General features: G+C 56.1%; 28 protein-coding genes. 15 read left to right on the plus strand and 13 right to left on the minus strand.

Annotated features, from left to right (window positions below):
* Positions 1–31 precede the first annotated feature (31 nt).
* The 3 genes from ACSVHP_RS00655 to ycgZ are packed head-to-tail and all read right to left on the minus strand — an operon-like array spanning position 32 to position 903.
* A complete protein-coding gene (locus ACSVHP_RS00655) occupies positions 32–310 on the minus strand; it encodes a biofilm development regulator YmgB/AriR family protein (protein WP_234675481.1) in 279 nt (92 codons plus the stop codon).
* Positions 311–339: 29 nt separating this feature from the next.
* Complete coding sequence (locus ACSVHP_RS00660; RefSeq protein WP_447550638.1) at positions 340–660, minus strand: hypothetical protein; 321 nt, start codon at positions 658–660, stop codon at positions 340–342.
* Positions 661–663: 3 nt separating this feature from the next.
* On the minus strand, positions 664–903 hold the full coding sequence (gene ycgZ, locus ACSVHP_RS00665; RefSeq protein ID WP_234675479.1) for a regulatory protein YcgZ: 240 nt from the start codon (positions 901–903) through the stop codon (positions 664–666).
* Between the two features lie 339 nt (positions 904–1,242).
* On the opposite strand from ycgZ, the gene ACSVHP_RS00670 reads away from it, so the two are divergent.
* The 9 genes from ACSVHP_RS00670 to ldtE all read left to right on the plus strand — a co-directional run bounded on the left by ACSVHP_RS00670 (position 1,243) and on the right by ldtE (position 10,322).
* Positions 1,243–2,463 carry a diguanylate phosphodiesterase gene (locus ACSVHP_RS00670; RefSeq protein ID WP_447550639.1) on the plus strand — a complete coding sequence of 407 codons (1,221 nt, stop codon included), beginning with the start codon at positions 1,243–1,245 and terminating at the stop codon, positions 2,461–2,463.
* Between the two features lie 178 nt (positions 2,464–2,641).
* Complete coding sequence (locus ACSVHP_RS00675) at positions 2,642–3,370, plus strand: MerR family transcriptional regulator (protein WP_447550640.1); 729 nt, start codon at positions 2,642–2,644, stop codon at positions 3,368–3,370.
* 323 nt (positions 3,371–3,693) lie between these two features.
* Entirely contained in the window at positions 3,694–4,062 is a 369-nt protein-coding gene (gene sufA / locus ACSVHP_RS00680; protein WP_234675477.1) for a Fe-S cluster assembly scaffold SufA, read from the plus strand.
* An 8-nt stretch (positions 4,063–4,070) separates the two neighbouring features.
* Positions 4,071–5,561, plus strand: coding sequence for a Fe-S cluster assembly protein SufB (sufB, locus tag ACSVHP_RS00685; RefSeq protein ID WP_234675476.1), 1,491 nt, complete (start codon positions 4,071–4,073; stop codon positions 5,559–5,561).
* A gap of 9 nt (positions 5,562–5,570) precedes the next feature.
* Positions 5,571–6,317: a Fe-S cluster assembly ATPase SufC gene (gene sufC, locus ACSVHP_RS00690; protein WP_234675475.1), complete on the plus strand. Its 747-nt coding sequence runs from the start codon at positions 5,571–5,573 to the stop codon at positions 6,315–6,317.
* Positions 6,292–7,563, plus strand: a complete 1,272-nt coding sequence (sufD, locus tag ACSVHP_RS00695) for a Fe-S cluster assembly protein SufD (protein WP_447550641.1) — start codon at positions 6,292–6,294, stop codon at positions 7,561–7,563. Before sufC ends, sufD begins: the two co-directional genes overlap by 26 nt.
* Entirely contained in the window at positions 7,560–8,780 is a 1,221-nt protein-coding gene (gene sufS, locus ACSVHP_RS00700; protein ID WP_447550642.1) for a cysteine desulfurase SufS, read from the plus strand. The genes sufD and sufS overlap by 4 nt, the downstream gene beginning before the upstream one ends.
* Positions 8,781–8,794: 14 nt before the next feature.
* Positions 8,795–9,211, plus strand: a complete 417-nt coding sequence (gene sufE, locus ACSVHP_RS00705) for a cysteine desulfuration protein SufE (RefSeq protein WP_447550643.1) — start codon at positions 8,795–8,797, stop codon at positions 9,209–9,211.
* Positions 9,212–9,308: 97 nt separating this feature from the next.
* On the plus strand, positions 9,309–10,322 hold the full coding sequence (gene ldtE / locus ACSVHP_RS00710) for a L,D-transpeptidase LdtE (protein ID WP_417313804.1): 1,014 nt from the start codon (positions 9,309–9,311) through the stop codon (positions 10,320–10,322).
* Positions 10,323–10,372: 50 nt separating this feature from the next.
* Here ldtE and lpp read toward each other — a convergent pair whose 3' ends face one another.
* From lpp to ACSVHP_RS00735, 5 genes are all read right to left on the minus strand, one after another.
* Complete coding sequence (gene lpp, locus ACSVHP_RS00715; RefSeq protein WP_001082307.1) at positions 10,373–10,609, minus strand: murein lipoprotein Lpp; 237 nt, start codon at positions 10,607–10,609, stop codon at positions 10,373–10,375.
* A 310-nt stretch (positions 10,610–10,919) separates the two neighbouring features.
* Positions 10,920–12,332, minus strand: a complete 1,413-nt coding sequence (gene pykF / locus ACSVHP_RS00720) for a pyruvate kinase PykF (RefSeq protein WP_447550644.1) — start codon at positions 12,330–12,332, stop codon at positions 10,920–10,922.
* 7 nt (positions 12,333–12,339) lie between these two features.
* Positions 12,340–12,534, minus strand: coding sequence for a protein YnhH (ynhH, locus tag ACSVHP_RS00725; protein ID WP_447550645.1), 195 nt, complete (start codon positions 12,532–12,534; stop codon positions 12,340–12,342).
* 174 nt (positions 12,535–12,708) lie between these two features.
* Complete coding sequence (locus ACSVHP_RS00730) at positions 12,709–13,854, minus strand: trans-sulfuration enzyme family protein (RefSeq protein ID WP_447550646.1); 1,146 nt, start codon at positions 13,852–13,854, stop codon at positions 12,709–12,711.
* An 11-nt stretch (positions 13,855–13,865) separates the two neighbouring features.
* Positions 13,866–15,236: a pyridoxal-phosphate dependent enzyme gene (locus ACSVHP_RS00735; protein WP_447550647.1), complete on the minus strand. Its 1,371-nt coding sequence runs from the start codon at positions 15,234–15,236 to the stop codon at positions 13,866–13,868.
* Between the two features lie 400 nt (positions 15,237–15,636).
* On the opposite strand from ACSVHP_RS00735, the gene ACSVHP_RS00740 reads away from it, so the two are divergent.
* From ACSVHP_RS00740 to fumD, 4 genes are all read left to right on the plus strand, one after another.
* Entirely contained in the window at positions 15,637–16,659 is a 1,023-nt protein-coding gene (locus ACSVHP_RS00740) for a methionine ABC transporter ATP-binding protein (RefSeq protein ID WP_447550648.1), read from the plus strand.
* Positions 16,652–17,320 (plus strand): methionine ABC transporter permease, encoded by a 669-nt coding sequence (locus ACSVHP_RS00745; RefSeq protein ID WP_217187293.1) that lies wholly within the window; start codon positions 16,652–16,654, stop codon positions 17,318–17,320. Before ACSVHP_RS00740 ends, ACSVHP_RS00745 begins: the two co-directional genes overlap by 8 nt.
* A 25-nt stretch (positions 17,321–17,345) precedes the next feature.
* The gene (locus ACSVHP_RS00750) at positions 17,346–18,158 is read left to right on the plus strand and encodes a MetQ/NlpA family ABC transporter substrate-binding protein (RefSeq protein ID WP_447550649.1); all 813 of its coding nucleotides are present in this window, start codon (positions 17,346–17,348) and stop codon (positions 18,156–18,158) included.
* A 108-nt stretch (positions 18,159–18,266) separates the two neighbouring features.
* A complete protein-coding gene (gene fumD / locus ACSVHP_RS00755; protein ID WP_234675466.1) occupies positions 18,267–18,476 on the plus strand; it encodes a fumarate hydratase FumD in 210 nt (69 codons plus the stop codon).
* Here the strand turns inward: fumD and ACSVHP_RS00760 are convergent.
* From ACSVHP_RS00760 to ACSVHP_RS00775, 4 genes are read right to left on the minus strand one after another with little or no spacing between them, the layout of a single operon-like run.
* Positions 18,457–19,143: an amino acid ABC transporter permease gene (locus tag ACSVHP_RS00760; RefSeq protein WP_447550650.1), complete on the minus strand. Its 687-nt coding sequence runs from the start codon at positions 19,141–19,143 to the stop codon at positions 18,457–18,459. The two genes, fumD and ACSVHP_RS00760, sit on opposite strands and share 20 nt — an antisense overlap.
* Positions 19,140–19,892, minus strand: a complete 753-nt coding sequence (locus tag ACSVHP_RS00765; RefSeq protein WP_447550651.1) for an amino acid ABC transporter permease — start codon at positions 19,890–19,892, stop codon at positions 19,140–19,142. The genes ACSVHP_RS00760 and ACSVHP_RS00765 overlap by 4 nt, the downstream gene beginning before the upstream one ends.
* Positions 19,892–20,707: an amino acid ABC transporter ATP-binding protein gene (locus ACSVHP_RS00770; RefSeq protein ID WP_447550652.1), complete on the minus strand. Its 816-nt coding sequence runs from the start codon at positions 20,705–20,707 to the stop codon at positions 19,892–19,894. The genes ACSVHP_RS00765 and ACSVHP_RS00770 overlap by 1 nt, the downstream gene beginning before the upstream one ends.
* A 1-nt stretch (position 20,708) precedes the next feature.
* Entirely contained in the window at positions 20,709–21,527 is an 819-nt protein-coding gene (locus ACSVHP_RS00775; protein ID WP_447550653.1) for an ABC transporter substrate-binding protein, read from the minus strand.
* A gap of 243 nt (positions 21,528–21,770) precedes the next feature.
* Between ACSVHP_RS00775 and ACSVHP_RS00780 the strand changes: the two genes are divergently transcribed.
* The gene (locus tag ACSVHP_RS00780) at positions 21,771–21,938 is read left to right on the plus strand and encodes a hypothetical protein (RefSeq protein ID WP_234675461.1); all 168 of its coding nucleotides are present in this window, start codon (positions 21,771–21,773) and stop codon (positions 21,936–21,938) included.
* A gap of 144 nt (positions 21,939–22,082) precedes the next feature.
* Positions 22,083–23,489 carry a DUF1996 domain-containing protein gene (locus ACSVHP_RS00785; protein WP_447550654.1) on the plus strand — a complete coding sequence of 469 codons (1,407 nt, stop codon included), beginning with the start codon at positions 22,083–22,085 and terminating at the stop codon, positions 23,487–23,489.
* A 42-nt stretch (positions 23,490–23,531) separates the two neighbouring features.
* Here ACSVHP_RS00785 and ACSVHP_RS00790 read toward each other — a convergent pair whose 3' ends face one another.
* On the minus strand, positions 23,532–23,672 hold the full coding sequence (locus ACSVHP_RS00790; RefSeq protein ID WP_003857665.1) for a hypothetical protein: 141 nt from the start codon (positions 23,670–23,672) through the stop codon (positions 23,532–23,534).
* Positions 23,673–23,724 lie beyond the last annotated feature (52 nt).

Here is a 23,724-nt window from a genome sequence, read left to right on the forward strand (position 1 = left end):
ATGACACGTTAGATAGGGGCAGAGCGTCTGATTACAGATCGTCCATCGTATAGCCGACGACAATCTCCAGCGTTTTGCGGATCACATCGGCCTTCACGACATCGTCTGTCGCTTCCAGAGTCTGGATCAGCCACAGGATAATGGCTTTGTTGGTTAAATGGCCCTCAGAGGCGAGGACGCAGCGTACTGCATTAGAAAAAACAGCGGACTCTTCAGCAAATCGATCGCCGGCGTGACGGAAGTACTCCGATAACGCACTATCCAAAAAAGCAGAATGGTATTCGGGTTGAAGCTGAATATTTTGTCTCATTTGTTCTCACCGTAGCTGTTAAGTTGTAGTCAATGTATTTTCTTTGGATCTGACGGTTTTCCTTCACCAAATAACGGCACTACATTGTCTCGTTTGTTTTTGAGAGATCCCTCTCTTTCATGTCTTCCTTGAGCGGCTCTGCGACGCTTAAAGGGATGATTGTTATCGCCAATCTCGGCAATCACCATCGCGAGTGTCTCCCGCCGCCGGGGATCCTGCTCATGTGCTTTCATCTCACGCAGACGCTGAACCAGTGCATCGGTTGTAATCGGCCCCCGCTCTTTCAGAAGAGAAAGGACGGCCTCACCGAGAAGTTTGTCGATCAGCAGGTCTGTGTCACTGCTATTCATACGTTACCGTTCAAAAAGCAGACCAAGCAGCATGTGATAATGTTGTTCCTCTTCCGGGCCGTTGGCCTTTTCGAGGCGACTTAAAAGTTTGGTGCAGAGCGATTTGCGATTCAGGTTTCGCCCGTCGCTCAGGATTTCTACAACGACCTGGCCCAGCGTTTCCTGTTGAGTAGGCATCGCGGCTTTCTCGAAATACTGTGCAATGGCTGCTGCGGAATCTGCGACGTAACCGTTTTGCTGCATGTTTCGCTCCTGTAAAAAACTGTAATCACTAACGTTACAATTAAGGTATACACTTTTTTCAAATCTGTACATCCAAAATGTACAGATTTTTAAAGATTTTAGGATATATTTTATAAAGTTGTTACTATTCAGTGGGTTGCGTTGTCACATTTTGTTGTGGATTTGACAGAATATATTGTACAAAATGTTGTGGCCGGACATACCTGTACAGGCGTGAATATTGACATTGTCAATAGTGTAAATCATTGAGATGTAAATTATTTGTTGGGCAATTAATGTGCTATAACAGAACCTTGCCCACACATTCGTGTGGACCATCCTCTAACTTCCAGGAACAGTATGCTAACAACCATCATTTACCGCAGTCATATCTGCGAGGACGTTCCAGTGAAAGCGCTGGAGGACATGGTAGCTGCTGCAAATAGTACAAACCAATACGCCAGTGTCTCCGGAATTTTGCTGTTTAACGGCACCCATTTTTTCCAGCTGCTGGAGGGGCCGGAAGAGAGCGTCACGGCGATTTATGAGAGTATTTGTCGCGACCCGCGCCACCACAATCTGGTCGAACTGCTGCGCGACCATGGGCCATCGCGACGTTTTGGCAACGTCGGCATGGAGCTGTTCGATCTACGCAAATACGATCGCGACGAAGTGCTGCAACAGGTGCTGGATAAAGGCACGACCCGCTATCAGCTGACCTATAACGATCGCGCGCTGCAATTTTTCCGCACCTTCGTAGAGGCTACGGAAAAAGCGAACTATTTCGAGCTGCCGCCTTCAGATTCCTGGGACTTCATCCCGGAAGAAACGCCGCTGTCAGCCATGCCAGCCGTTGTCGCGAAAGGGGCGGACTGTAGCTTTGCGTTTCAGCCTATCGTTGACCCGTTCATGCAGCAGGTGGTGACCTGGGAGGCGTTAGTTCGCACGCCCGAGGGGGGATCTCCACAAGCCTATTTCGAGGGATTATCCGGTGCTGCGCTCTATGAGTCCGATCTGAAAAGCAAGCAGGTTGCCCTGTCGATGGCCAGCGCGCTTGGGCTGCAAACGCAGCGCCTGGCCCTTAACCTGCTGCCGATGACGCTGGTAGAAGTGCCAAACGCGGTCGATTTTCTGTTAACGGCCATAGAGGCGAACGGGTTTGTGCCCGAGCAAATCGTGATTGAGTTTACGGAAAGCGAGGCGATTTCCCGCTTTGATGAATTCAAACGCTCCGTCAGAGAGCTGAAAATCGCCGGGATCAGCGTCACCATTGACCATTTTGGTGCGGGATTTGCCGGGCTACAGCTGCTTGCCCAGTTCCAGCCGGACAGAATTAAGATTAATCGTGATCTGATTGCCAATGTACACAAAAGCGGCCCGCGACAGGCCATTGTACAAGCTATCATCAAATGTTGTGCATCGCTGGAAATTGAGTTCTGTGCGGTGGGGGTTGAGCAGGCAGAGGAGTGGATGTGGCTGGAATCGGCTGGCATTTCTCAGTTCCAGGGCCACCTGTTTGCCAGCCCTCGCCTGGGCGGTATCCCGGTCATTGCGTGGCCTGAGAAGAAGTTTGATTTTTGACCAATACATTAAGATTGTGAATGGTTAGCTGTACCTGAGGCTAAATTTATACAACAATGTATTAACGAGTGGATGGCCTAAACACCATTCACTTGTATCTTAAAACGGTCTTAGTTATACAAATGGTTTGTACAATCTGGTAAGGTTGGGTATGGAAGTATTGAGCGTGAGGGAGTTAATGGCCTATTACAGTATCGGTGAAGTCGCCGAACGATGCGGTATCAACCCCGTTACGCTGCGTGCCTGGCAGCGCCGTTATGGTTTGTTGAAGCCGCAGCGAAGCGAAGGTGGCCATCGTCAGTTCGACGATGAAGATATCCTGCGCATCGAAGAGATCAAACGCCTGATGAAAAGCGGCGTGTCGGTCGGTAAAGTGAAAGCTCTGCTGGAAAACAAAGATGTGATGACTCAGGGTAACTGGGCCACCTTCCAGGAAGAGATGATGCTCGTCGTGCGCTACGCCAGCCCCGCCAGGCTGCGCGCTAAAATTGCTGAATTCCGTCGCGATCACGCGATGGACGAGCTTATCGATAACATCATTACCCCCGTGCGTCAGCGCATGAATCAGGATCAGAACACGGTGCGCCACATGGCGAGCCTGCTGGACGGCGTGCTAATTGAATTTGCTATTGCATCGCTTGCGGAATCGCGTAAGAAAGCGGGTAAAGACGCATTGTTGATTGGCTGGGAGTGCGACGACCGCACTCATTTATGGCTGGAAGCAGCGCGACTCGCGCACAAAGGCTGGCATATAGACGTTCTGGCCGAGCCTATCGATTCTCCGCGTCCGGAACTTTTCCCGGGGCAAAGTATTTTTGTCTGGACCGGGAAACCACCGACTGCGCGCCAGCAGGAGCAGCTCGACCACTGGCGGGAACAGGGCTTTGCGGTGTCTTTCCACGATTGAGTATAGGGTCCGGAAGGGCCTTTGTTTCTTTATTTCACCGCAAAGTTACGACCCCCGCAAAAGCTATCCTAAAAATAGGCATTTCCGATGCATATTTTGTATTTCCGCAAATCAGCCTCTCTATCGTCAATAAATGCATTATCTATCAATGCATTGAACATTTAAATCCATCCCGTCGCCCTGTCTCATCAGGGTCTATGCTTAATAAAAGTAGCCAAAAAGGGCGATTTAGCGGAAAGCCCCTGCTGTCAGGGGGTTGAAGTGATAATCGTTATCACTAACATAGTGTTATGCCCTGGTGGCTCAATACATGAGGTGGACCTATGGAATTGCATTCAGAAACCTTTAACCCTGCCGACTTCACCTGGCGCGGCTTAACGCTAACGCCAGCGGCGGCGGCGCATATTCACGAACTGGTGGCTAAAAAGCCGGAGATCCTCGGCGTGCGTTTAGGCGTTAAGCAGACCGGCTGTGCCGGTTTTGGCTACGTGCTGGACACCGTCACCGAGCCTGCGAAAGACGACCTGGTGTTTGAAACCGACGGCGCGAAGCTGTTTGTCGCGCTTCAGGCAATGCCTTTTATCGATGGAACCGAAGTCGACTACGTTCGCGAAGGTTTAAACCAGTTATTCAAATTTCATAACCCGAAAGCCCAGAACGAATGCGGCTGCGGCGAAAGCTTTGGGGTATAGGCGGTACTATGTCTCGTAATACTGAAGCAACTGACGATGTCAACACCTGGAGCGGCGGGCACCTCAACTATAAAGAGGGCTTCTTTACCACGCTGCAAACCGACGAGCTGGCTAAAGGCATCAACGAAGATGTCGTGCGGGCGATTTCGGCCAAACGTAACGAACCTGAATGGATGCTGGAGTTTCGCCTGAGCGCCTTCCGCGCCTGGCTGGAGATGGAAGAGCCGCACTGGCTAAAAGCCCACTACGACAAGCTCAACTATCAGGATTACAGCTATTACTCTGCGCCATCCTGCGGTAGCTGTGATGACACCTGCGCCTCGCAGCCCGGCGCGGTGCAGCAAACCGGTGCCGATAACAGCTTCCTCAGCAAAGAGGTGGAAGAGGCGTTCAACCAGCTCGGCGTACCCGTGCGCGAGGGTAAAGAGGTGGCGGTCGACGCCATTTTTGACTCCGTATCGGTCGCGACCACCTATCGCGAGAAGCTCGCAGAGCAGGGGATCATCTTCTGCTCCTTCGGCGAAGCCATTCACGATCACCCGGAGCTGGTGAAAAAGTACATCGGTACCGTGGTGCCGAGTAACGATAACTTCTTCGCGGCGCTTAACGCGGCGGTGGCCTCAGACGGCACCTTTATCTACGTGCCGAAGGGCGTGCGCTGTCCGATGGAGCTGTCGACCTATTTCCGTATCAACGCTGAAAAAACCGGGCAGTTTGAACGCACCATCCTGGTGGCCGATGAAGGGAGCTACGTGAGCTACATCGAAGGCTGCTCCGCCCCGGTACGCGACAGCTATCAGCTGCACGCGGCGGTGGTGGAAGTCATCATCCACAAAGACGCCGAGGTGAAATACTCCACGGTGCAGAACTGGTTCCCGGGCGACGGCAATACCGGCGGTATCCTGAACTTCGTCACCAAACGCGCCCTGTGCGAAGGCGAAAACAGCAAAATGTCCTGGACCCAGTCCGAGACCGGCTCCGCGATCACCTGGAAATACCCAAGCTGTATTCTGCGCGGGGATAACTCCATCGGTGAGTTTTACTCGGTGGCGCTGACCAGCGGCCATCAGCAGGCCGATACCGGCACCAAGATGATCCACATTGGTAAAAACACCAAATCGACCATCATCTCGAAGGGCATCTCCGCCGGGCACAGCCAGAACAGCTATCGCGGGCTGGTGAAAATCATGCCGACGGCGACCAACGCCCGTAACTTCACCCAGTGCGACTCGATGCTGATCGGTGCCGACTGCGGCGCGCATACCTTCCCGTATGTGGAATGCCGCAACAACAGCGCCCAGCTTGAGCACGAGGCGACCACCTCGCGCATCGGTGAAGATCAGCTCTTCTACTGCCTGCAACGCGGCATCAGCGAAGAAGATGCGATATCAATGATTGTGAACGGCTTCTGTAAGGACGTGTTCTCTGAACTGCCGCTGGAATTTGCCGTTGAAGCACAAAAACTCCTCGCCATTAGTCTTGAACACAGCGTCGGTTAAGGAAAGCACATGTTAAGCATTAAAGATTTACAGGTAAGCGTGGAAGACAAAGAGATCCTGCGTGGGCTGAATTTTGACGTCAAACCGGGGGAAGTTCACGCCATCATGGGGCCGAACGGCTCCGGGAAAAGTACGCTTTCCGCGACGCTGGCAGGGCGCGAAGATTACGAAGTGACGAGCGGTTCGGTGGCGTTTAACGGCAAAGATCTGCTGGAGATGTCCCCGGAAGATCGCGCGGGCGAGGGCATCTTTATGGCCTTCCAGTATCCGGTGGAAATTCCCGGCGTCAGCAACCAGTTCTTTCTGCAAACGGCGCTGAACGCGGTGCGTAAATACCGTGGGCTGGAGGCGCTCGACCGTTTTGACTTCCAGGATCTGATGGAAGAGAAGATCAAGCTGCTGAAAATGCCGGAAGATCTGCTGACCCGTTCCGTCAACGTCGGTTTCTCCGGCGGTGAGAAAAAGCGTAACGACATTCTGCAAATGGCGGTGCTGGAACCCGAGCTGTGTATTCTTGACGAAACCGACTCCGGGCTGGATATCGACGCCCTGAAGATTGTCGCCGACGGCGTTAACTCCCTGCGCGACGGCAACCGCTCGTTCATCATCGTGACCCACTACCAGCGTATTCTTGACTATATCAAGCCGGACTTTGTCCACGTGCTCTATCAGGGGCGCATTGTGAAATCCGGTGATTTCACGCTGGTTAAACAACTGGAGGAGCAGGGCTATGGCTGGCTTACCGAACAGCAGTAATGCGCTCCAGCAGTGGCATCGCCTGTTTGAAACGCAGGGCGACAGCCGCTCTGAACACGCCCAGCAGCACCTGCAACAGCTGCTGCGCCTCGGTTTACCCACCCGTAAACACGAAAACTGGAAATATACCCCGCTGGAAGGGCTGCTGAACGGCGAGTTCGTCACCCGTCTGGCGCAGGTGAGCGAGTCTCAGCGCGATGCGCTGGCGCTGGATGTCGACGCCACGCGGCTGGTGTTTGTCGACGGGCGTTTTTGCCCGGAACTGAGCGACGGCACCGACGAGAGCGGATTTGAGGTGACGGTGAACGACGATCGTCAGTCCCTGGCGGCCCCGGTGCAGCCGGAGGTGTTCCTGCATCTCACTGAAAGCCTGGCCCAGAGCGTCACCCACATTCGCGTCAGGCGCAACCAGCGCCCGGCGAAGCCGCTGCTGCTGATGCACATCACCCAGGGGCTCGGCGGCGATGAGATTAACACCGCGCACTATCGCCACCATCTGGAGTTGGCCGAAGGGGCTGAGGCGACGGTGATTGAGCATTACGTCAGCCTGACCGACGCCCGCCACTTTACCGGGGGCCGTCTGACGATGAACGTTGCCGCCAACGCGCATCTGCACCACATCAAGCTGGCGTTTGAGAACCCGCAGAGCCACCACTTTGCCCATAACGATATCGTGCTGGGGCAAGACGGCGCGGCCGACAGCCACAGCTTCCTGCTCGGCGGCGCGGTCTTGCGCCACAACACCAGCACCCAGCTCAACGGCGAAAATACCACGCTGCGCATCAACAGCCTGGCGATGCCGATGAAAAGTGAAGTGTGCGACACCCGCACCTGGCTTGAGCACAATAAAGGCTACTGTAACAGCCGTCAGCTGCACAAAACCATCGTCAGCGACAAGGGCCGCGCGGTCTTTAACGGGCTGATTAACGTGGCACAGCACGCCATCAAAACCGACGGGCAGATGACCAATAACAATCTGCTGCTGGGGCGCCTGGCGGAGGTCGATACCAAACCGCAGCTGGAGATCTACGCCGATGACGTGAAGTGCAGCCACGGCGCGACGATCGGGCGCATTGACGACGAGCAGATGTTCTATCTGCGCTCGCGCGGAATAGACCAGCAGGCGGCGCAGAAAATGATTATCTACGCCTTTGCGGCGGAGCTGACCGAGGCTCTGCGCGACGACGCGTTAAAACAGCAGGTGCTGGCCCGCATCGGTCAACGCCTGCCTGGAGGCGAAGCATGAGTTTTCCCGTAGAGAAAGTACGGGCAGATTTTCCGGTTCTGACCCGCGAAGTGAACGGTCTGCCGCTGGCCTATCTCGACAGCGCCGCCAGCGCGCAAAAACCGAATCAGGTGATCGACGCCGAAGCCGAATTTTATCGCCACGGCTACGCTGCCGTGCATCGCGGGATCCACACCCTGAGCGCCGAGGCGACCCAGAGCATGGAGAACGTGCGCACGCAGGTGGCGACGTTCCTCAACGCGCGCTCGCCGGAAGAGCTGGTGTTTGTGCGCGGGACGACGGAAGGCATCAACCTGGTGGCAAACAGCTGGGGCAGCGCGGAGGTTCACGCGGGCGATAACATCATCGTTACCCAGATGGAGCACCACGCCAATATCGTTCCCTGGCAGATGCTTTGTGAACGTACCGGCGCGCAGCTTCGCGTGATCCCGCTCAATCAGGACGGCACCTTGCAGCTCGATCGGCTCGATGCGCTGCTCGACGCTCGCACCCGGCTGGTGGCTGTTACGCAGGTGTCTAACGTGCTGGGCACTGAAAACCCGGTTGCGGAGATCGTGGCCAAAGCCCATCAGGCGGGCGCAAAGGTGCTGATCGACGGCGCGCAGGCGGTCATGCACCATGCCGTTGACGTGCAGGCGCTGGACTGCGATTTCTACGTCTTCTCGGGGCACAAGCTCTACGGGCCGACCGGGATCGGCGTGCTCTACGTCAAAGAGGACATTTTGCAGGCGATGCCGCCGTGGGAAGGGGGCGGATCGATGATCGCCACCGTCAGCCTGACCGAGGGCACTACCTACGCGCGCGCGCCGTGGCGCTTCGAAGCGGGTACGCCGAATACGGGTGGCATTATCGGCCTGGGCGCGGCGATATCGTACGTTTCCGCCATTGGCCTTGAGGCGATCCAGGCGTACGAACAGGAGCTGATGCGTTATGCGCTGCAAGAGCTTGCCGGCGTGCCCGATCTCACCCTCTATGGCCCCGCCGCGCGTCAGGGCGTGATTGCCTTTAACCTGGGCAAACACCACGCCTATGACGTGGGAAGCTTCCTTGATAACTATGGCGTGGCCGTGCGCACCGGACACCACTGCGCGATGCCGCTGATGGCGTTTTATCAGGTCCCGGCGATGTGCCGCGCGTCGCTGGTGATGTATAACACAACGGAAGAGGTCGACAGACTGGTGGCGGGGCTTAAGCGCATCCATCAGCTGCTTGGATAACGGAGAGTCAAGAGATGGCCGAGCTGCCGGACAAAGAGAAACTGCTGCGCAACTTTGGGCGCTGCGCAAACTGGGAAGAGAAATATCTCTATATCATCGAGCTGGGGCAGCGTTTGCCGCCGCTCCCGCAAGAGGCGCACAACCCGGACAATATTATTCAGGGCTGTCAGAGCCAGGTGTGGATTGTGATGCGCCAGAACGACGACGGCGTGATTGAACTTCAGGGCGACAGCGACGCGGCGATTGTGAAAGGGCTGATCGCGGTGGTGTTTATTCTCTACCACCAGATGTCCCCCCAGGACATTGTCGCGTTTGACGTTCGCCCGTGGTTTGAAAAAATGGCGTTAACCCAACACTTAACCCCCTCCCGCTCTCAGGGGCTGGAAGCGATGATTCGCGCAATTCGCTCCAAAGCCTCAATCATTAGCTAAACTGACAAGACAGCATTCATTCCTTTTCGCGAGGTGGTTTCCGCCTCGCTGGTTTTTCAGCTTTCTGGCGTTCTGCCAGTGAATAAGGAATCTCAGCATGAAGCGCGCGTCTATTATTACACTATTACTTCTTGGCTCGTTCAGCGCCCTTAATTCGGCCTGGGCGGTGGATTATCCATTGCCGCCTGCGGGCAGCCGACTTATTGGGCAGAATCAAACCTACACCATTCAGGAAGGGGACAATAAACTTCAGGATATCGCCCGACGATTTAATACCGCTGCACAGCTGATCCTCGAAACCAATAATACGATTGCCCCGGTTAACCCCGCGCCGGGTACGGTAATTACTATTCCATCCCAGATGCTGCTCCCGGATACGCCGCGTGAAGGCATTGTGGTGAATCTGGCCGAGCTGCGGCTGTACTTCTTCCCGCCGGGAGAGAATATTGTTCAGGTTTATCCGCTCGGCATCGGGCAGCTTGGCCTTGAAACACCGGTAAGCACCACTCGTGTGAGTCAGAAAATTCCAAATCCAACCTGGACGCCAACAGCGGGCATCAGAGCGCGCTCTCTGGCGCAGGGAATAAAATTACCGCCCGTTGTACCCGCGGGGCCAAATAACCCCTTAGGACGCTTCGCATTGCGTCTGGGTATAGGTAATGGGGAATATCTCATTCACGGAACCAGCGCACCGAACAGCGTTGGGCTGCGGGTCAGCTCCGGCTGTATGCGTATGAATGCCCCGGATATAAAAGCGTTATTCGAGCAGACACGCGTAGGCACGCGGGTGCAGATTATTAATGAGCCGGTAAAATACGCCGTTGAGCCAGACGGTAAACGCTATGTGGAAGTACACCGTCCGCTGGCGCAGGAAGAGGGGCAAAACCCGCAGACGCTGCAAATTAGCCATTCAACGGAGTTTGCAAACTTTGTATCTGAGGCGGGAAGCGATAAGGCGTTAATCACTAAGGCGTTGTCACGCCGCGCGGGGATCCCGGTGGTGGTATCTGAAGGCGCAGGCGCATCCGCCAACAATGGGGTGCAGTCGGTGCAGAACAGTCGGGTATCAGCGGCGATATCGGAAGGTCAGAGCGAAAGGGTGACGCAGTAGAGGCAAAAAAAAATGGCGCACAATGTGCGCCATTTTATTAACAGGTACTATTACTTACGGTATTTAGTAGCCTGGTTGTCCAGACGCTGGTTAGCGCGAGCTGCGTCGTCTTTAGCAGCCTGAACGTCGGAACGCATTGCGTTCACGTCGTTGCTCAGCTGGTCAACTTTAGCGTTCAGAGTCTGAACGTCAGAAGACAGCTGATCGATTTTAGCGTTGCTGGAGCAACCTGCCAGCAGAGTAGAACCCAGGATTACCGCGCCCAGTACCAGTTTAGTACGATTCATTATTAATACCCTCTAGATTGAGTTAATCTCCATGTAGCGTTACAAGTATTACACAAAGTTTTTTGAGTTGAGAATATTTTTTTGATGGGAATACGCCTATTTTTGATCGTTCGCTCAAAGAAGCATCGAATTCGGACATTTTGTCTAAAAAGCTATGTAAAAAAAGGCTTTTTTCATCGGATTCATCTTAGATAATTCGCGATTAAATAGAAAAACCCGATTTGCTTTTTGAATGGATGTGGCTAAAGACGGGAATAAAAAAAGCGCCCCGCAGGACGCTTTTTATAAAATTTAATTCGTTTGGGTATTATTACAGTACGTGAACAGATGCAGTATTGGTTGTTCCTGCCGGTACCAGTGCACCAGACACCATCACCACCACATCACCTTTCTGAGCCAGACCGCTTTCCAGCGCCAGCTCTTTACCCTGAATGTAGAAATCGTCGGTAGAGGCGATTTCTTTCACCAGATGCGCCACAACGCCTTTGCTCAGCACCAGCTGACGCGCAGTGGTTTCGTTGGTGGTCAGCGCCAGGATGGTCGCGTCAGGGAAGTATTTACGCACTGCGCGCGCAGATTTACCGCCCTGGGTTGCTACCACGATCAGCGGCGCGTCCAGTTTCTCAGCAGTTTCTACCGCACCGCGGCATACCGCTTCGGTGATACGCAGCTTACGGCTGTCGTTGTTGTAGTCCAGACGGCTGGTCATCACGCGGTCGGTACGCTCACAGATGGTCGCCATGATGGTCACGGCTTCCAGTGGGTATTTACCTTTTGCGGATTCGCCAGACAGCATCACTGCGTCGGTACCGTCGAGGATGGCGTTCGCCACGTCACCTGCTTCTGCGCGGGTAGGGCGTGGGTTTTTGATCATGGAGTCCAGCATCTGCGTAGCGGTGATAACCACTTTACGCGCGCGAACGCACTTCTCGATCATCATCTTCTGCGCGAAGATCACTTCTTCAACCGGGATTTCAACGCCCAGGTCACCACGCGCAACCATGATGCCGTCAGAGGCTTCAAGGATTTCGTCGAAGTTGTTCAGGCCTTCCTGGTTTTCGATTTTGGAGATGATCTGAATCTTCTCGCCGCCGTGGGCTTTCAGGTGCTCATGGATTTCAATCACGTCAGAACGTTTACGGATGAAAGAGGCCGCAACGAAGTCAACGCCTTGTTCGCAACCGAAGATCAGGTCCTGTTTGTCTTTCTCAGCCAGCGCTGGCAGAGCGATAGACACGCCCGGCAGGTTAACGCCTTTGTTTTCGCCCAGGTCGCCGTTGTTCAGTACTTTACAAACAACCTTGTTACCTTCGATGGCGGTCACTTCCATACCGATCAGGCCATCGTCCACCAGAACGGTGTTGCCAACGGACAGATCGCTGGTGAAGCCTTCGTAGGTTACAGCAACGATTTCGTTGTTGCCGACAACAGACTTGTCAGTGGTGAAAGTGAAAGTCTGGCCAGCTTTCAGAGAAACGTCGTTACCGCCTTCCAGCTTGATGGTACGGATTTCAGGACCTTTGGTATCCAGCAGAATGGCCGCTTTCTTACCGGTCTTGCTCATCACGTTGCGCAAGTTCTGGATACGCTGACCGTGTTCAGCATAGTCACCGTGAGAGAAGTTCAGACGCATCACATTCATGCCGGCGTCCAGCATTTTGCTCAGCATCTCTTCAGATTCGGTTTTTGGGCCGATGGTACAAACAATTTTCGTCTTTTTCATGACAGTCTTAGTCTTTAAGTTGGGAAGGATATGGAAATCTCGCTCCGGGGGCGCACCGCCGCAGAGCCAAACCTGTGTTGCAAAAGAGTATATGACACGCACTAAGGATAGGAGACATCAAATGAGCGTGCAGAAGAAAGTGTGCCCGAGTTTCAGCCCAAGGGGAGAGAGGAGATGTTGTCGATTTTTTTTCGTATTCCAAGCGCTGAAACCATTCACCGGGGATTAGGCGCGCATTATACGCTGATTTTCAGATAAAAGGAAAATGAAAACAGCGTTTCAAAAATAATCTGTGCAGATCCACAGAGGATTGTTATCAATGCGTTAAGGCATAATGACAACTTATGGCGGCAGGTGAGGCACCTGCCGCCAATACTTAACTTTTTAGGGCCTGTGCCAAATCGGCAATCAAATCCTCTGGCGCTTCAATCCCTACCGAAAGGCGGATTAGCTGCGGGACAATCCCGTTTGCCAGCCGCTGCTCCAGCGGAATAGAGGCGTGGGTCATGCTGTAGGGCTGGCTGACCAGGCTCTCCACGCCGCCCAGGCTCTCGGCGAGCGTAAACAGATTCAGCCGACGGATAATTTCCGTCGCCCGTTGCGCATCGCCTTTTACCGCCACCGAAATCATCCCGCCGGGCAGCGCCATTTGCCTCCGGGCCAGGTCGTTTTGCGGGTGCGAAGGCAGCCCCGGATAAAACACCTTCTCCACCTCAGGATGCTGCGCCAGCCATTGCGCAATCGCCAGAGCGTTAGCGCTGTGTTTTTCCACGCGCAGGGAGAGGGTACGCATACCGCGTAGCGTCAGGAAGCTGCTGAAGGGATCGAGCACGCCGCCGACCGCGTTTTGCAGATAGCCCAGCTTTTCCGCCAGCGCCGGGTTATCACCCACCACCGCCAGCCCGGCCACCACGTCGGAATGGCCGTTAAGATATTTAGTCGCTGAATGAACAACGAGATCAAAGCCCGACTCCAGCGGACGATGAATGACCGGTGAGGCAAAGGTATTATCCGCCACGCTGATAATATTATGACGACGGGCAATGTCCGCGATGGCCGCCAGATCCGCAAGCTTCAGCAGCGGGTTGGTCGGGGTTTCCACCCAGATCATGCGCGTGTCCGGACGGATTGCGGCCTCCAGCCCGGCCAGATCGTCAGGCTTCACCCAGCTGACCCGTAATCCGCTGCTGCGTTTGCGCACGTTCTCAATCAGCCGGTATGTCCCGCCGTACACGTCATCAATCGCCACCAGATGGCTGTCTTTGTCGAGCAGCTCCAGCACGGTCGAAATGGCCGCCAGGCCAGAGGCGAACGCGTAGCCGCGCGTGCCGCCCTCCAGTTCGGCGATGGCGGTTTCCAGCGCGTGGCGGGTCGGGTTGCCGCTGCGCGAGTATTCATAGCCCGTATGCTCGCCGGGGGACGGTTGCGCAAACGTCGAGGTGGCGTAAATCGGCGGCATCACCGCGCCGTGCCGATCGTTAACTTCCCCGCTGTGAACGCTCAGGGTTGCCAGATTTTTCATGCGTTGTTCCTTTATTGCTGTAGACGGTTGCGCCACGCCGTGAGGAGGTCGGTGCGCGTAATCAGACCCAGAAAACGAGCGTTATCCGTAATGACGGCCACCAGACCGCGATCGAAGATGGCGTGCAGGGCGCTTTCCGGAGCGCGTTTATCGAGACATTCCACCTGACGGGTCATGGCTTCGGTGACGGGAAGGGCGAAGCGGTCGCCGTCGCCGCCAATGTGGCGCAGCAGATCCCACTCATCGACGATCCCGACGACACGGCCGTTATCGAGCACCGGCAGCTGGGAGATGTCGTACAGACGCATCCGCGCCAGCACCGTAGAGAGCGTGTCGTCTGGCGCGGCGGTGACGGTCGCCCCTTCGTCATGGCGCAGGGCGATGTAATCCGAGAGATCCCCGGCCTGCGGTCGGGCGAGCAGGCCCTGCTGGCGCATCCAGTCATCGTTGAACATTTTGGAGAGGTATTTATTGCCGCTGTCGCAGGCGAAGGTCACAACCCGCTTCGGCGTGGTCTGGGCCTGGCAATATTTCAGCGCCGCCGCCAGCAGCGTGCCGCTGGAGGAGCCTGCCAGAATGCCTTCGGTTTTCAGCAGCGCGCGGGCGGTGGAGAAGGCTTCCCGATCGCTGATGCGCCAGGCGCGGTTCACCCCTTCGATATGCGCGAGCGGCGGAATAAAGTCCTCGCCGATGCCTTCAACCAGCCAGGAGCCGGCGTCCTGATAGCGCCCGGTTTCTACCTGGTCCGCCAGCACCGAGCCTGCGGGATCGGCCAGCACAAACTCGGTATGGGGCGAGTGCTCGGCAAACCAGGCCTGAAGGCCGCCGAGCGTTCCGCCGGACCCCACGCCGACCACAATGGCGTCGATATTCCCCTCAAGCTGGGCAAACAGCTCCGGCGCGGTGGTGGTGCTGTGCGCCAGCGGATTGGCTTCGTTATTGAACTGGTCAATGTAAAACGCCCCCGGCAGCTCGTCCGCCAGGCGCTGGGCGTAATCCTGATAGTAGGCCGGATGGCCTTTATTCACGTCCGAGCGGGTAAGCACCACCTGCGCGCCCAGCGCCCGCAGGTGGAAAATTTTCTCGCGGCTCATTTTGTCGGGCACCACGAGGATCAGCGAATAGCCCTTCTGGGCGGCGATCAGCGCCAGCCCAAGCCCGGTATTGCCCGCCGTAGCCTCGATAATGGTGCCGCCAGGCTTGAGCAGCCCTTTGCGCTCGGCCTCGTTAATCATCGACAGCGCGACCCGATCCTTAATCGAGCCGCCGGGGTTTTGGTTTTCAAGCTTCAGAAACAGCGCGCAGGGGCCGGTATCAAGCTTGTGCAGCTGGATAAGCGGCGTGTGGCCGATCAGTTCAGTCACGGAGTGGTAAACGGTCATGATGGTATCCTTCAGGGAGGTCATGACCGGATGATAGGGCGGCTAAAACGGCGTACTAAAGAACCTTTCACTGCCTTTTAGAACGGAATGTAATATTAATGTCTTTTTCGGAAGGAAAGACAGCAAGACGTAAAGTGGTCCGGATGTGAGGATGGCTAAATCGAGATAAAATGCTGTAAAAATAGCCGTTTTTGCACGCCCGGTGCGGGGAGATATTCATCTGGCAGATAATCATTGCTGAAATTGAGCTAAATGCGTCCCGTCCAGTCAATCCGCGCGTTATTTCATTTCGCTATAACTCATGCTTTTTTGGTCATTTAAAACCTGTAGATCGCTCATTACTATCGTTTGGACATCCATACTGCTAAACCGCCATGCGCGGCACGGATAACGAATAAGAATGATTGAGCTCAGGAATATTTCGAAGATTTTTGACAACGGAAAGGTCGCACTCACCGCCGTTGATAACGTCAATTTGACGATTGAACAGGGACAGATTTACGGAATTATAGGCTACAGCGGCGCGGGAAAAAGCACCCTGATCCGCCTGCTTAACGGGCTGGAAAAACCGAGCGCCGGAAGCGTCACCATTAACGGGCAGGATATCTCGGCGGCAAAAGGGGAAGCGCTACGCCAGGCGCGTCTGAAAATCAGCATGGTGTTTCAGCACTTCAACCTGCTGTGGTCGCGCACGGTCAATGAAAACATCGCCTTTTCGATGCAAATCGCCGGGGTGCCGAAAGCCAAAATCACCGCCCGCGTCGCCGAGCTGGTGGAGCTGGTCGGTCTGAAAGGCCGCGAACAGGCCTATCCGTCGCAGTTGAGCGGCGGGCAGAAGCAGCGCGTGGGCATTGCGCGCGCGCTGGCGAATAACCCGGACGTGCTGCTGTGCGATGAAGCCACCTCGGCGCTCGACCCGCAGACCACCGATCAGATCCTCGATCTGCTGCTCGACATTAACCGTCGCTTCAAGCTGACCATCGTACTGATCACCCATGAAATGCACGTGGTGCGCAAAATCTGCGACCGCGTGGCGGTGATGGAGAACGGAAAGGTGGTTGAAGAGGGTGATGTCCTGAGCGTGTTTACCCATCCTCAGCAGCCGATCACGCAGCAGTTTGTGCGTCAGGTAAGCCAGTACGCCGAAGACGAAACGTTCAATACGGAGCTGGCGAACGCGCTGGAAGGAAGCGTGATCCGCCTGACCTTTACCGGTCACAGCACCCACCGTCCGGTGGTCGGGGAGTTAACCCTGCGCTACGGCCTGCCGTTTAACATCCTGCACGGCAAAATGACGCAAACCGCCCACGGCGTGTTTGGACAACTGTGGGTCCACGTCGTGGCCACGGAAGATCAACTGAACAATATCCTCGCCGACCTGAAGCAAAGCGATATTGAAGGCGAGGTAATTAAACATGGCTGAGAATCTGTTCCCCCATCTGAAGTGGGACCAACTGTGGGCGGCGACCCAGGAAACCCTGTACATGACGGCGCTCTCCGGCGTGGCGACCTTCGTCCTCGGCATTGTGCTCGGTCTGGCGCTGTTCTTAACCGCGCGCGGTGGCCTGTTCCAGAACCGCACCGTCTACAGCGTGATTTCCATTGTGGTGAACGTGTTTCGCTCTATCCCGTTCATCATTCTGATCGTGCTGCTGATCCCGTTCACGAAAACCATCGTTGGCACCATTCTTGGCGCCAACGCCGCGCTGCCCGCGCTGATTGTCGGTGCCGCACCGTTTTATGCACGACTGGTCGAAATCGCCCTGCGCGAGGTCGACAAAGGGGTGATTGAGGCCACGCGCTCAATGGGCGCACGTCTGAGCACCTTAGTTTTTAGAGTGTTACTGCCGGAATCATCACCTGCCCTGGTATCAGGGATCACGGTCACGCTGATTGCCCTGGTGAGCTACAGCGCCATGGCGGGGGTGATTGGAGCCGGTGGTTTGGGAAATCTGGCTTATCTGGAAGGATTCCAGCGCAACCACGGTGACGTCACGCTGGTGGCAACGGTGACCATTCTGATCATCGTTTTCATTATCCAGTTCTGCGGCGATGTCATTACCTCGTTATTAGACAAAAGATGATAGCTAAAACTACAGGAACCACATCATGAAAAAGACACTCACACTGATCGCCGCAGCAACTCTGGGCGCCCTGAGCTTTGCCTCCTGGGCCGATACCCTGACCGTGGGCGCGTCCAACACGCCGCACGCCGAAATTCTGGAGCAGGCGAAGCCGATTCTGGCGAAGCAGGGCATCGATCTGGAAATTAAACCTTTCCAGGACTACATCCTGCCGAACACCGCGCTGGCGGGGCATGATATCGACGCTAACTACTTCCAGCACATTCCGTATCTGAACAGCGTGCTGAAAGATCATGCGGGCGACAAAGACTACGATTTCGTCAGTGCGGGTGCGATCCACATTGAGCCAATCGGCATCTACTCTAAAAAATACAAGTCGCTGAAAGACCTGCCGGAGGGCGGCAAAATCATCATGCGCGATGCCGTTTCTGAAGAGGGCCGTATTCTGTCCATCTTCGAAAAAGAGGGCGTGATTAAGCTCAAGCCGGGCATCGATAAAGTGACCGCGCGCATCAGCGATATCGTCGAGAACCCGAAAAAACTGCAATTTACTCCTAACGTTGAGGCCTCTCTGCTGCCGCAGATGTACAACAACGACGAAGGCGCGGCGGTGGTGATCAACGCCAACTACGCTATCGATGCGGGTCTGGATCCGGTTCACGACCCGATTGCGGTAGAGAGCGGTGAAAACAACCCGTACGCCAACATCATTACCGTGCACCGCGGTGACGAGAAGAAGAAAGATATCGTCGCGCTGGTGAACGTGCTGCACTCTAAAGAGATTCAGGACTGGATCCGCACCAAATACAAAGGCGCCGTTATTCCTGTCAATAATTAATCTGTTGATTTTGTGAATGAAGCCCGGCGAGTCTTTCGCCGGGCTTCTTTTTTGTATCCAGCCTGTGAATCCTTTAAGCTGAGTTTTTGCGGCAATGGAGTGAAGACAATGGGCAATGTGACCAAAGACGAAGCGTTGTATCAGGAGATGTGCCGGGTGGTCGGGAAAGTCGTGCTTGAAATGCGCGATTTAGGGCAAGAGCCAAAACATATTGTGATCGCCGGGGTGCTGCGTACCGCGCTGGCGAACCAGCGCGTTAAGCGCAGCGAGATGACAACCCAGGCGATGGAAACGGTGGTTAAAGCGCTGGCCGGGTAACGCGCCAGCGTTTTGCGAACTGCTCCAGCGCGCAGCAGAGCAGGTAATAGACCACACCCGTAAAGATGAAAATGGCCGCCGGGTAGATTTGCACCCGGTTGTTCACCTGTCCCGCCACCGTCGTCAGTTCCGGCACGTTCACAATAAAGGCCAGCGAGGTATCCTTAAGCAGGCTGATAAAAATCCCCACCAGCGACGGCAGAATGTTGCGTAACGCCTGCGGCAGCATTATGCGCCACAGGGTTTGCTGCGTGCTGAACCCCTGCGCCTGAGCCGCCTCAACCTGCCCGGCCGGGAGGGCGTTTAATCCGGCGATGACCGAATGCATCACCGACGCTGAGGTAAACCACGCCAGCGCCAGCGTCACCGTCATAGCGCCCGGCAGATCCCCGCCGGTGATAAGCGGCAGCAGATACCACATCCAGAAGATAACGAAAATCAGCGGGATACCGCGTATCAGCTCCGCCCACAGAAACAGCCCTTTGCGCACCAGGCCCGGGTAGCGCCAGGCCAGCCCGGCCAGGGCGATACCGCCCGGCAGCGCGAGAAGCGCCGCGCCGAGCGTCATCAGCAGCGTCAGCAGCACGCCGCCTGGCTCGCCTGCCTCCAGGCGACCCCACAGCAGATAATCAAGGTTATCCAGAATCACGTTCAGCCCGGCAATCATGCGTTTTCTCCCCTGGCGTGGCGCTCGCGCCGTCTGGCCGGGCCGGTGCGGGACAGTATCAGCCCCATCACCACGCCCGTCAGCAGATAGAGCAGGGTGCCGACAATAAACGCCTCCAGCGCATGCGCGTTATAGCTTTCGATTTGCCGCACCTGGTAGGTCAGCTCGGCGAAGCCAATGCCGCTCGCAAGGGAGGAGAGCTTCATCAGATTAAGATACTGCCCCACGACCGGCTGCCAGGCGTTCGTCAGCCCCTGCGGAAGTAGGACATAGCGAAACTGCCGCCAGCCGGTGAATCCCTGCGCCAGCGCCGCTTCGCGCTGCCCGGCGGGAACCGCGCGCAGCCCGGATTCAACCTCTTCAATCAGAAATGCGGAGGTGAAGACCCCCAGACCCCACGCGGAGCACAGAAACTCCGGGGTAAACCACCAGACGTTGCCCGGCAGCACCGACCAGCCGTGATCGGCGTTAACCAGATCGCGAAACCCCTGCGGCAGCCCGTTCCACGCCGCGAAATACCAGAACAGGAGCTGCACCAGCAGCGGCGTATTGCGAAACAGGGATACCCACACGCTGACCACGCCCTTGCCCACGCGCCCCGGCCAAAGGCGCAGCAGCAGGAAGAGCACCGCGAGCAGGCTTGCCAGCACCGTGCCGGCCAGCGTAACCCACAGGGTGGTTAAAAAACCGGAGAGGATCCACTGCAAGGGCTGCCCGGTCAGCACCCCCTGCCAGTCGAGCGCGGGCATTACAGATGCTCCTGATGCAGCGGGTTAAGCACTTTTTGCAGAAAACGCCGGGCGCGTGGATGGGTTGGCTGGGTGAAGAACCGCTCCGGCGGCGCGACTTCCAGGATCTGGCCGCCATCGATAAAGACAATCCGGTCGGCAATCTCTCTGGCGAACTGCATTTCATGCGTCACCACAATCATCGTGATCCCGCTGTGGGCCAGGGCTTTCATCACAAACAGCACCTCGCCGATGGTTTCCGGGTCGAGCGCGGAGGTCGGCTCGTCAAAGAGGATGATCTGCGGCGAAGAGGCCAGGGCGCGGGCGATGGCTACCCGCTGCTGCTGCCCGCCGGAAAGCTCGGCGGGAAAGTGATGGGCTTTTTCCAGCATGCCTACCTTTTCCAGCAGCGCCCGCGAGCGCTCCTGCGCGGGCTGCGGTTTCCAGCCGTGAACATGCTCCAGCGCGAGAGTGATGTTCTGGCTGGCGGTCAGATGGGCGTAAAGATTGAACTGCTGGAACACAAAGCCCACGCGGCTTCGCAGCTGGCGCAGCGCGGCACTTGAGAGGTGCGCGGTCGGTTTGTTGTCGACGAGGATCTCGCCGCCGTTCAGGGTTTCAAGCTGGTTGATTAGGCGAATCAGGGTGGATTTTCCGGAACCGGACGGGCCGAGGATCGCCACCACTTCGCCCGGGGCGATGCGCAGACTCACGCCGTTCAGCACCGCGCGATCGCCGTAGCGTTTTACCACGTCGCGAAACTCGACGCTGGCCTGTTCCAGATGTGAAAAATCCGCGGCACGGGCCGCGGAGTGGGAGAATAAACCTGAGAGCATATTACTGGGCTTCTATCTTAAAGGTGCGAGGCTGTGGGGAAGGGGTCTGCGGGCCAAACCAGACGTCGTAAATTTTGGCGGCCTCGCCGTTTTTCTCAAGCGCCACCAGCTCGTCGTTAACCACCTTGAGCAGCGCCGTTTCGCCTTTCTTAACGCCGACGCCAATCTCCTCTTTACTGAGCAGATCCGGCAGGATTTTGAAGTTCGCTTTATCCGGCGCCTGCGCCAGCAGCCCGGCCAGGATGGTGCTGTCCTGGGTAATCGCCTGCACGTTGCCGTTACGCAGCGCCGTCAGCGCCAGCGGAATGTCGTCATACGACACCACCCGCGACTGCGGGAAGCGCTGGTGCAGCGTTTGCTCGCCCGTCGTGCCTTTTACCGCCCCAATGCCCGCCCGGCTGTAGTCGTCCAGCTTATCGCCCGATTTGACCGGAACCAGGAACTGCTGTCCGGTCACAAAATAGGGCGTTGAGAAATCAATAACCTGCGCCCGCTCCGGAGTGATGGTAATGTCCGCCACGATCAGATCCGCTTTCCCCGACTGCAACAGCGGAATGCGGTTGGCCGGGTTGGTCGCGACCAGCTCCAGCTTAACGCCCAGCGCCTTTGCCAGCGCGTTGGCGAAATCCACGTCATAGCCCACGATGTCGTGCGTTTTCGCATCGACCGAGCCAAAGGGCGGGTTGGCATCAAAGGTGGCCACTTTCACCACGCCTGCGGCTTTAATTTCCGCCAGCCGATCCGCCTGAGCCTGTGCTGAAAGCAGGCCGCCAGCCGCCAGTAAGCCCAGCGCCAGAAAAGATTTTTTGTTTGCTGCCATCGTGTTGCCTCGTCCCGTCGTTTTTGTTTTGTCCTGTAACGCTCCCATAAGAAAAGGCTATGGACAAATGCCTTATCCGGTTTTGCTTTTGACAAAAAAGCATTAACAACAGGATGTTAACTGCCTGAAACGACACCCGCGCTATTTGCAAATCCTGCACATCGACAGTCTTTTTTGGTATTTCCTTTGGATCGGATTTGGGTGTTTAACTGAGGGCAGGTTGAGTGAAAAGGGGTAAAGACCATGAAAAAGTGGATAAGCACGTTACGGCGGTTTTTTGCGACCCGAGAGTCGAATGCGGAGAACAGCGCGCAACGTGTTCTTGAGTCGATACTGCCGGTCGCCAGCCTGTACGGCGTGGACGTAGCCAACATCGATCCGGAGTGGTTCCATGATAAAACGTCACGCTGAGCTGCGGTTTACCCGCGAAATGTACTGGAACGAAGTGTGCTAACGGTCTGTAAAGCCGCGGCGAGGGGAAAAGTATCCGGGGAACTCCTCGGTTAATCCTCGCGCCTTTGTTACCAATATCTCCTTTCATATAAGGAGATAAAAATGAAACGGACTACCTTAGCCCCCGTACTTTCCGCCACCGCGTTTCTGATAGCCATGCAGGCGGCCCACGCCGGCCCGCAGGCGCACGTTGTCTGTAGCTATTCCCACACCCTCGGCGACGACGCCATCATGATGCCCGGACAGCCGAATCACGCCATGCTGCATGATTTCTTCGGCAACACCCGCACCGATGCCTACTCCACGCGGGCGACCCTGCGCCAGCACGAGGCGACGACCTGTGATAATAAAGCCGACGGCTCTGCCTACTGGGCGCCTTCTCTGCGCCTGCCGGACGGGACGGTGGTGAAACCGGCTTATCAAAAAACCTACTACCAGTCTTCTAACGTCGATGCCCACCCGCTTCAGCCTTTCCCGGCCGGACTTGAGCTGCTGGCGGGCGATCACCACGGTAGCGCCCCGAATCCGCACATTACGTTCTTGTGCGCCAACGGTAAGGGATACAGCAATAAAACGGGTGAAGTCTGTGGCCTGCGCAAAGCGAAGGACGGGGTGCAGTTTAATATTGGCATTGAGTTCCCGAACTGCTGGGACGGCGTCAATCTTAAGCCCGCGCACGGCCTTATGAACGCCACCTACGCCACCAAAGGCCAGTGCCCGAGCGCCTTCCCGGTGAAAATTCCGACGGTCAACATGAACGTTGCGTATGTGCTGCCGGGCGTAACCTCCCTCGACACCAGCAAGGCGCAGCTGTCGCTCGATCCGGTGATGCACGGGGATGAACGCGAAGAGCGCTGGGGAAGCCTCTATACGGCGCACGCTGATTTTATGAACGGCTGGACGGAAGATGCGGCCCGCTATATGACCGATCTCTGCATGAACAACGGCACCGACTGCGGGACCAACGTGCCGTACGGCTACTCCCCGGCGAAGGCCAACGTCTGGCTGAGCAGCATGGAGCCGAAAGCCTCTCAGCCCGCGCCGCAGGTGCTGCTGGTGCAGGATAACTGGAAGAACGGCGGGCGTACCCGCAACAGTGAAACCCTGTCGCTGGTGAAATTTACAATCCCACCGCTGCCTGCCGGACAGGATGCGTCGACCTCCAAATACCGCGTGCGCATTTACGGCGGCAAAGTTGAGAAAAACGGCGCGGATCAGATCTTCTTCTATCCGGCGAGCAACAACTGGGATCCGGCGACCGTGAACTGGACCTCACGTCCGGCGTGCAGCTATAACTCGGATGCGATCCTCTATCTGAACTCTACCCGTGAATACCGGATGGTGGACGTGGACAAAGCCGTGCGCAAGGCGCTGGCGAAGGGGGAGAAAGAGATTTCCTGGTATATTGGCGGCGATCGTCAGGGGAACCACTATCAGTTTGAACCGTCGTCCTCCCATGAAAACCTGATCCTGATGCTGACCGGATTTAAAACCACGCCGGAAATTTGATACCGGCAAAAAAAAGCACCGGACAACCCGGTGCTTTTTTTATCAGATCTTGCAGGCGTCGCCGCAGTCGTCGTCAGCCACAATCGCCTGCGCTTTTTTGTCCGCGTCGTCCAGACGTTCAGCGTTGCGCTCTTCGGCTTCATCCAGTCCGTTAAACACCAGATTGTCGAGATCAATTTCCATTTTTATACCTGCTCATTCAGTTTTGATATTGGCACAGTATAGGGGAAAAATC

The organism is Enterobacter sp. 186315, from assembly GCF_053290175.1.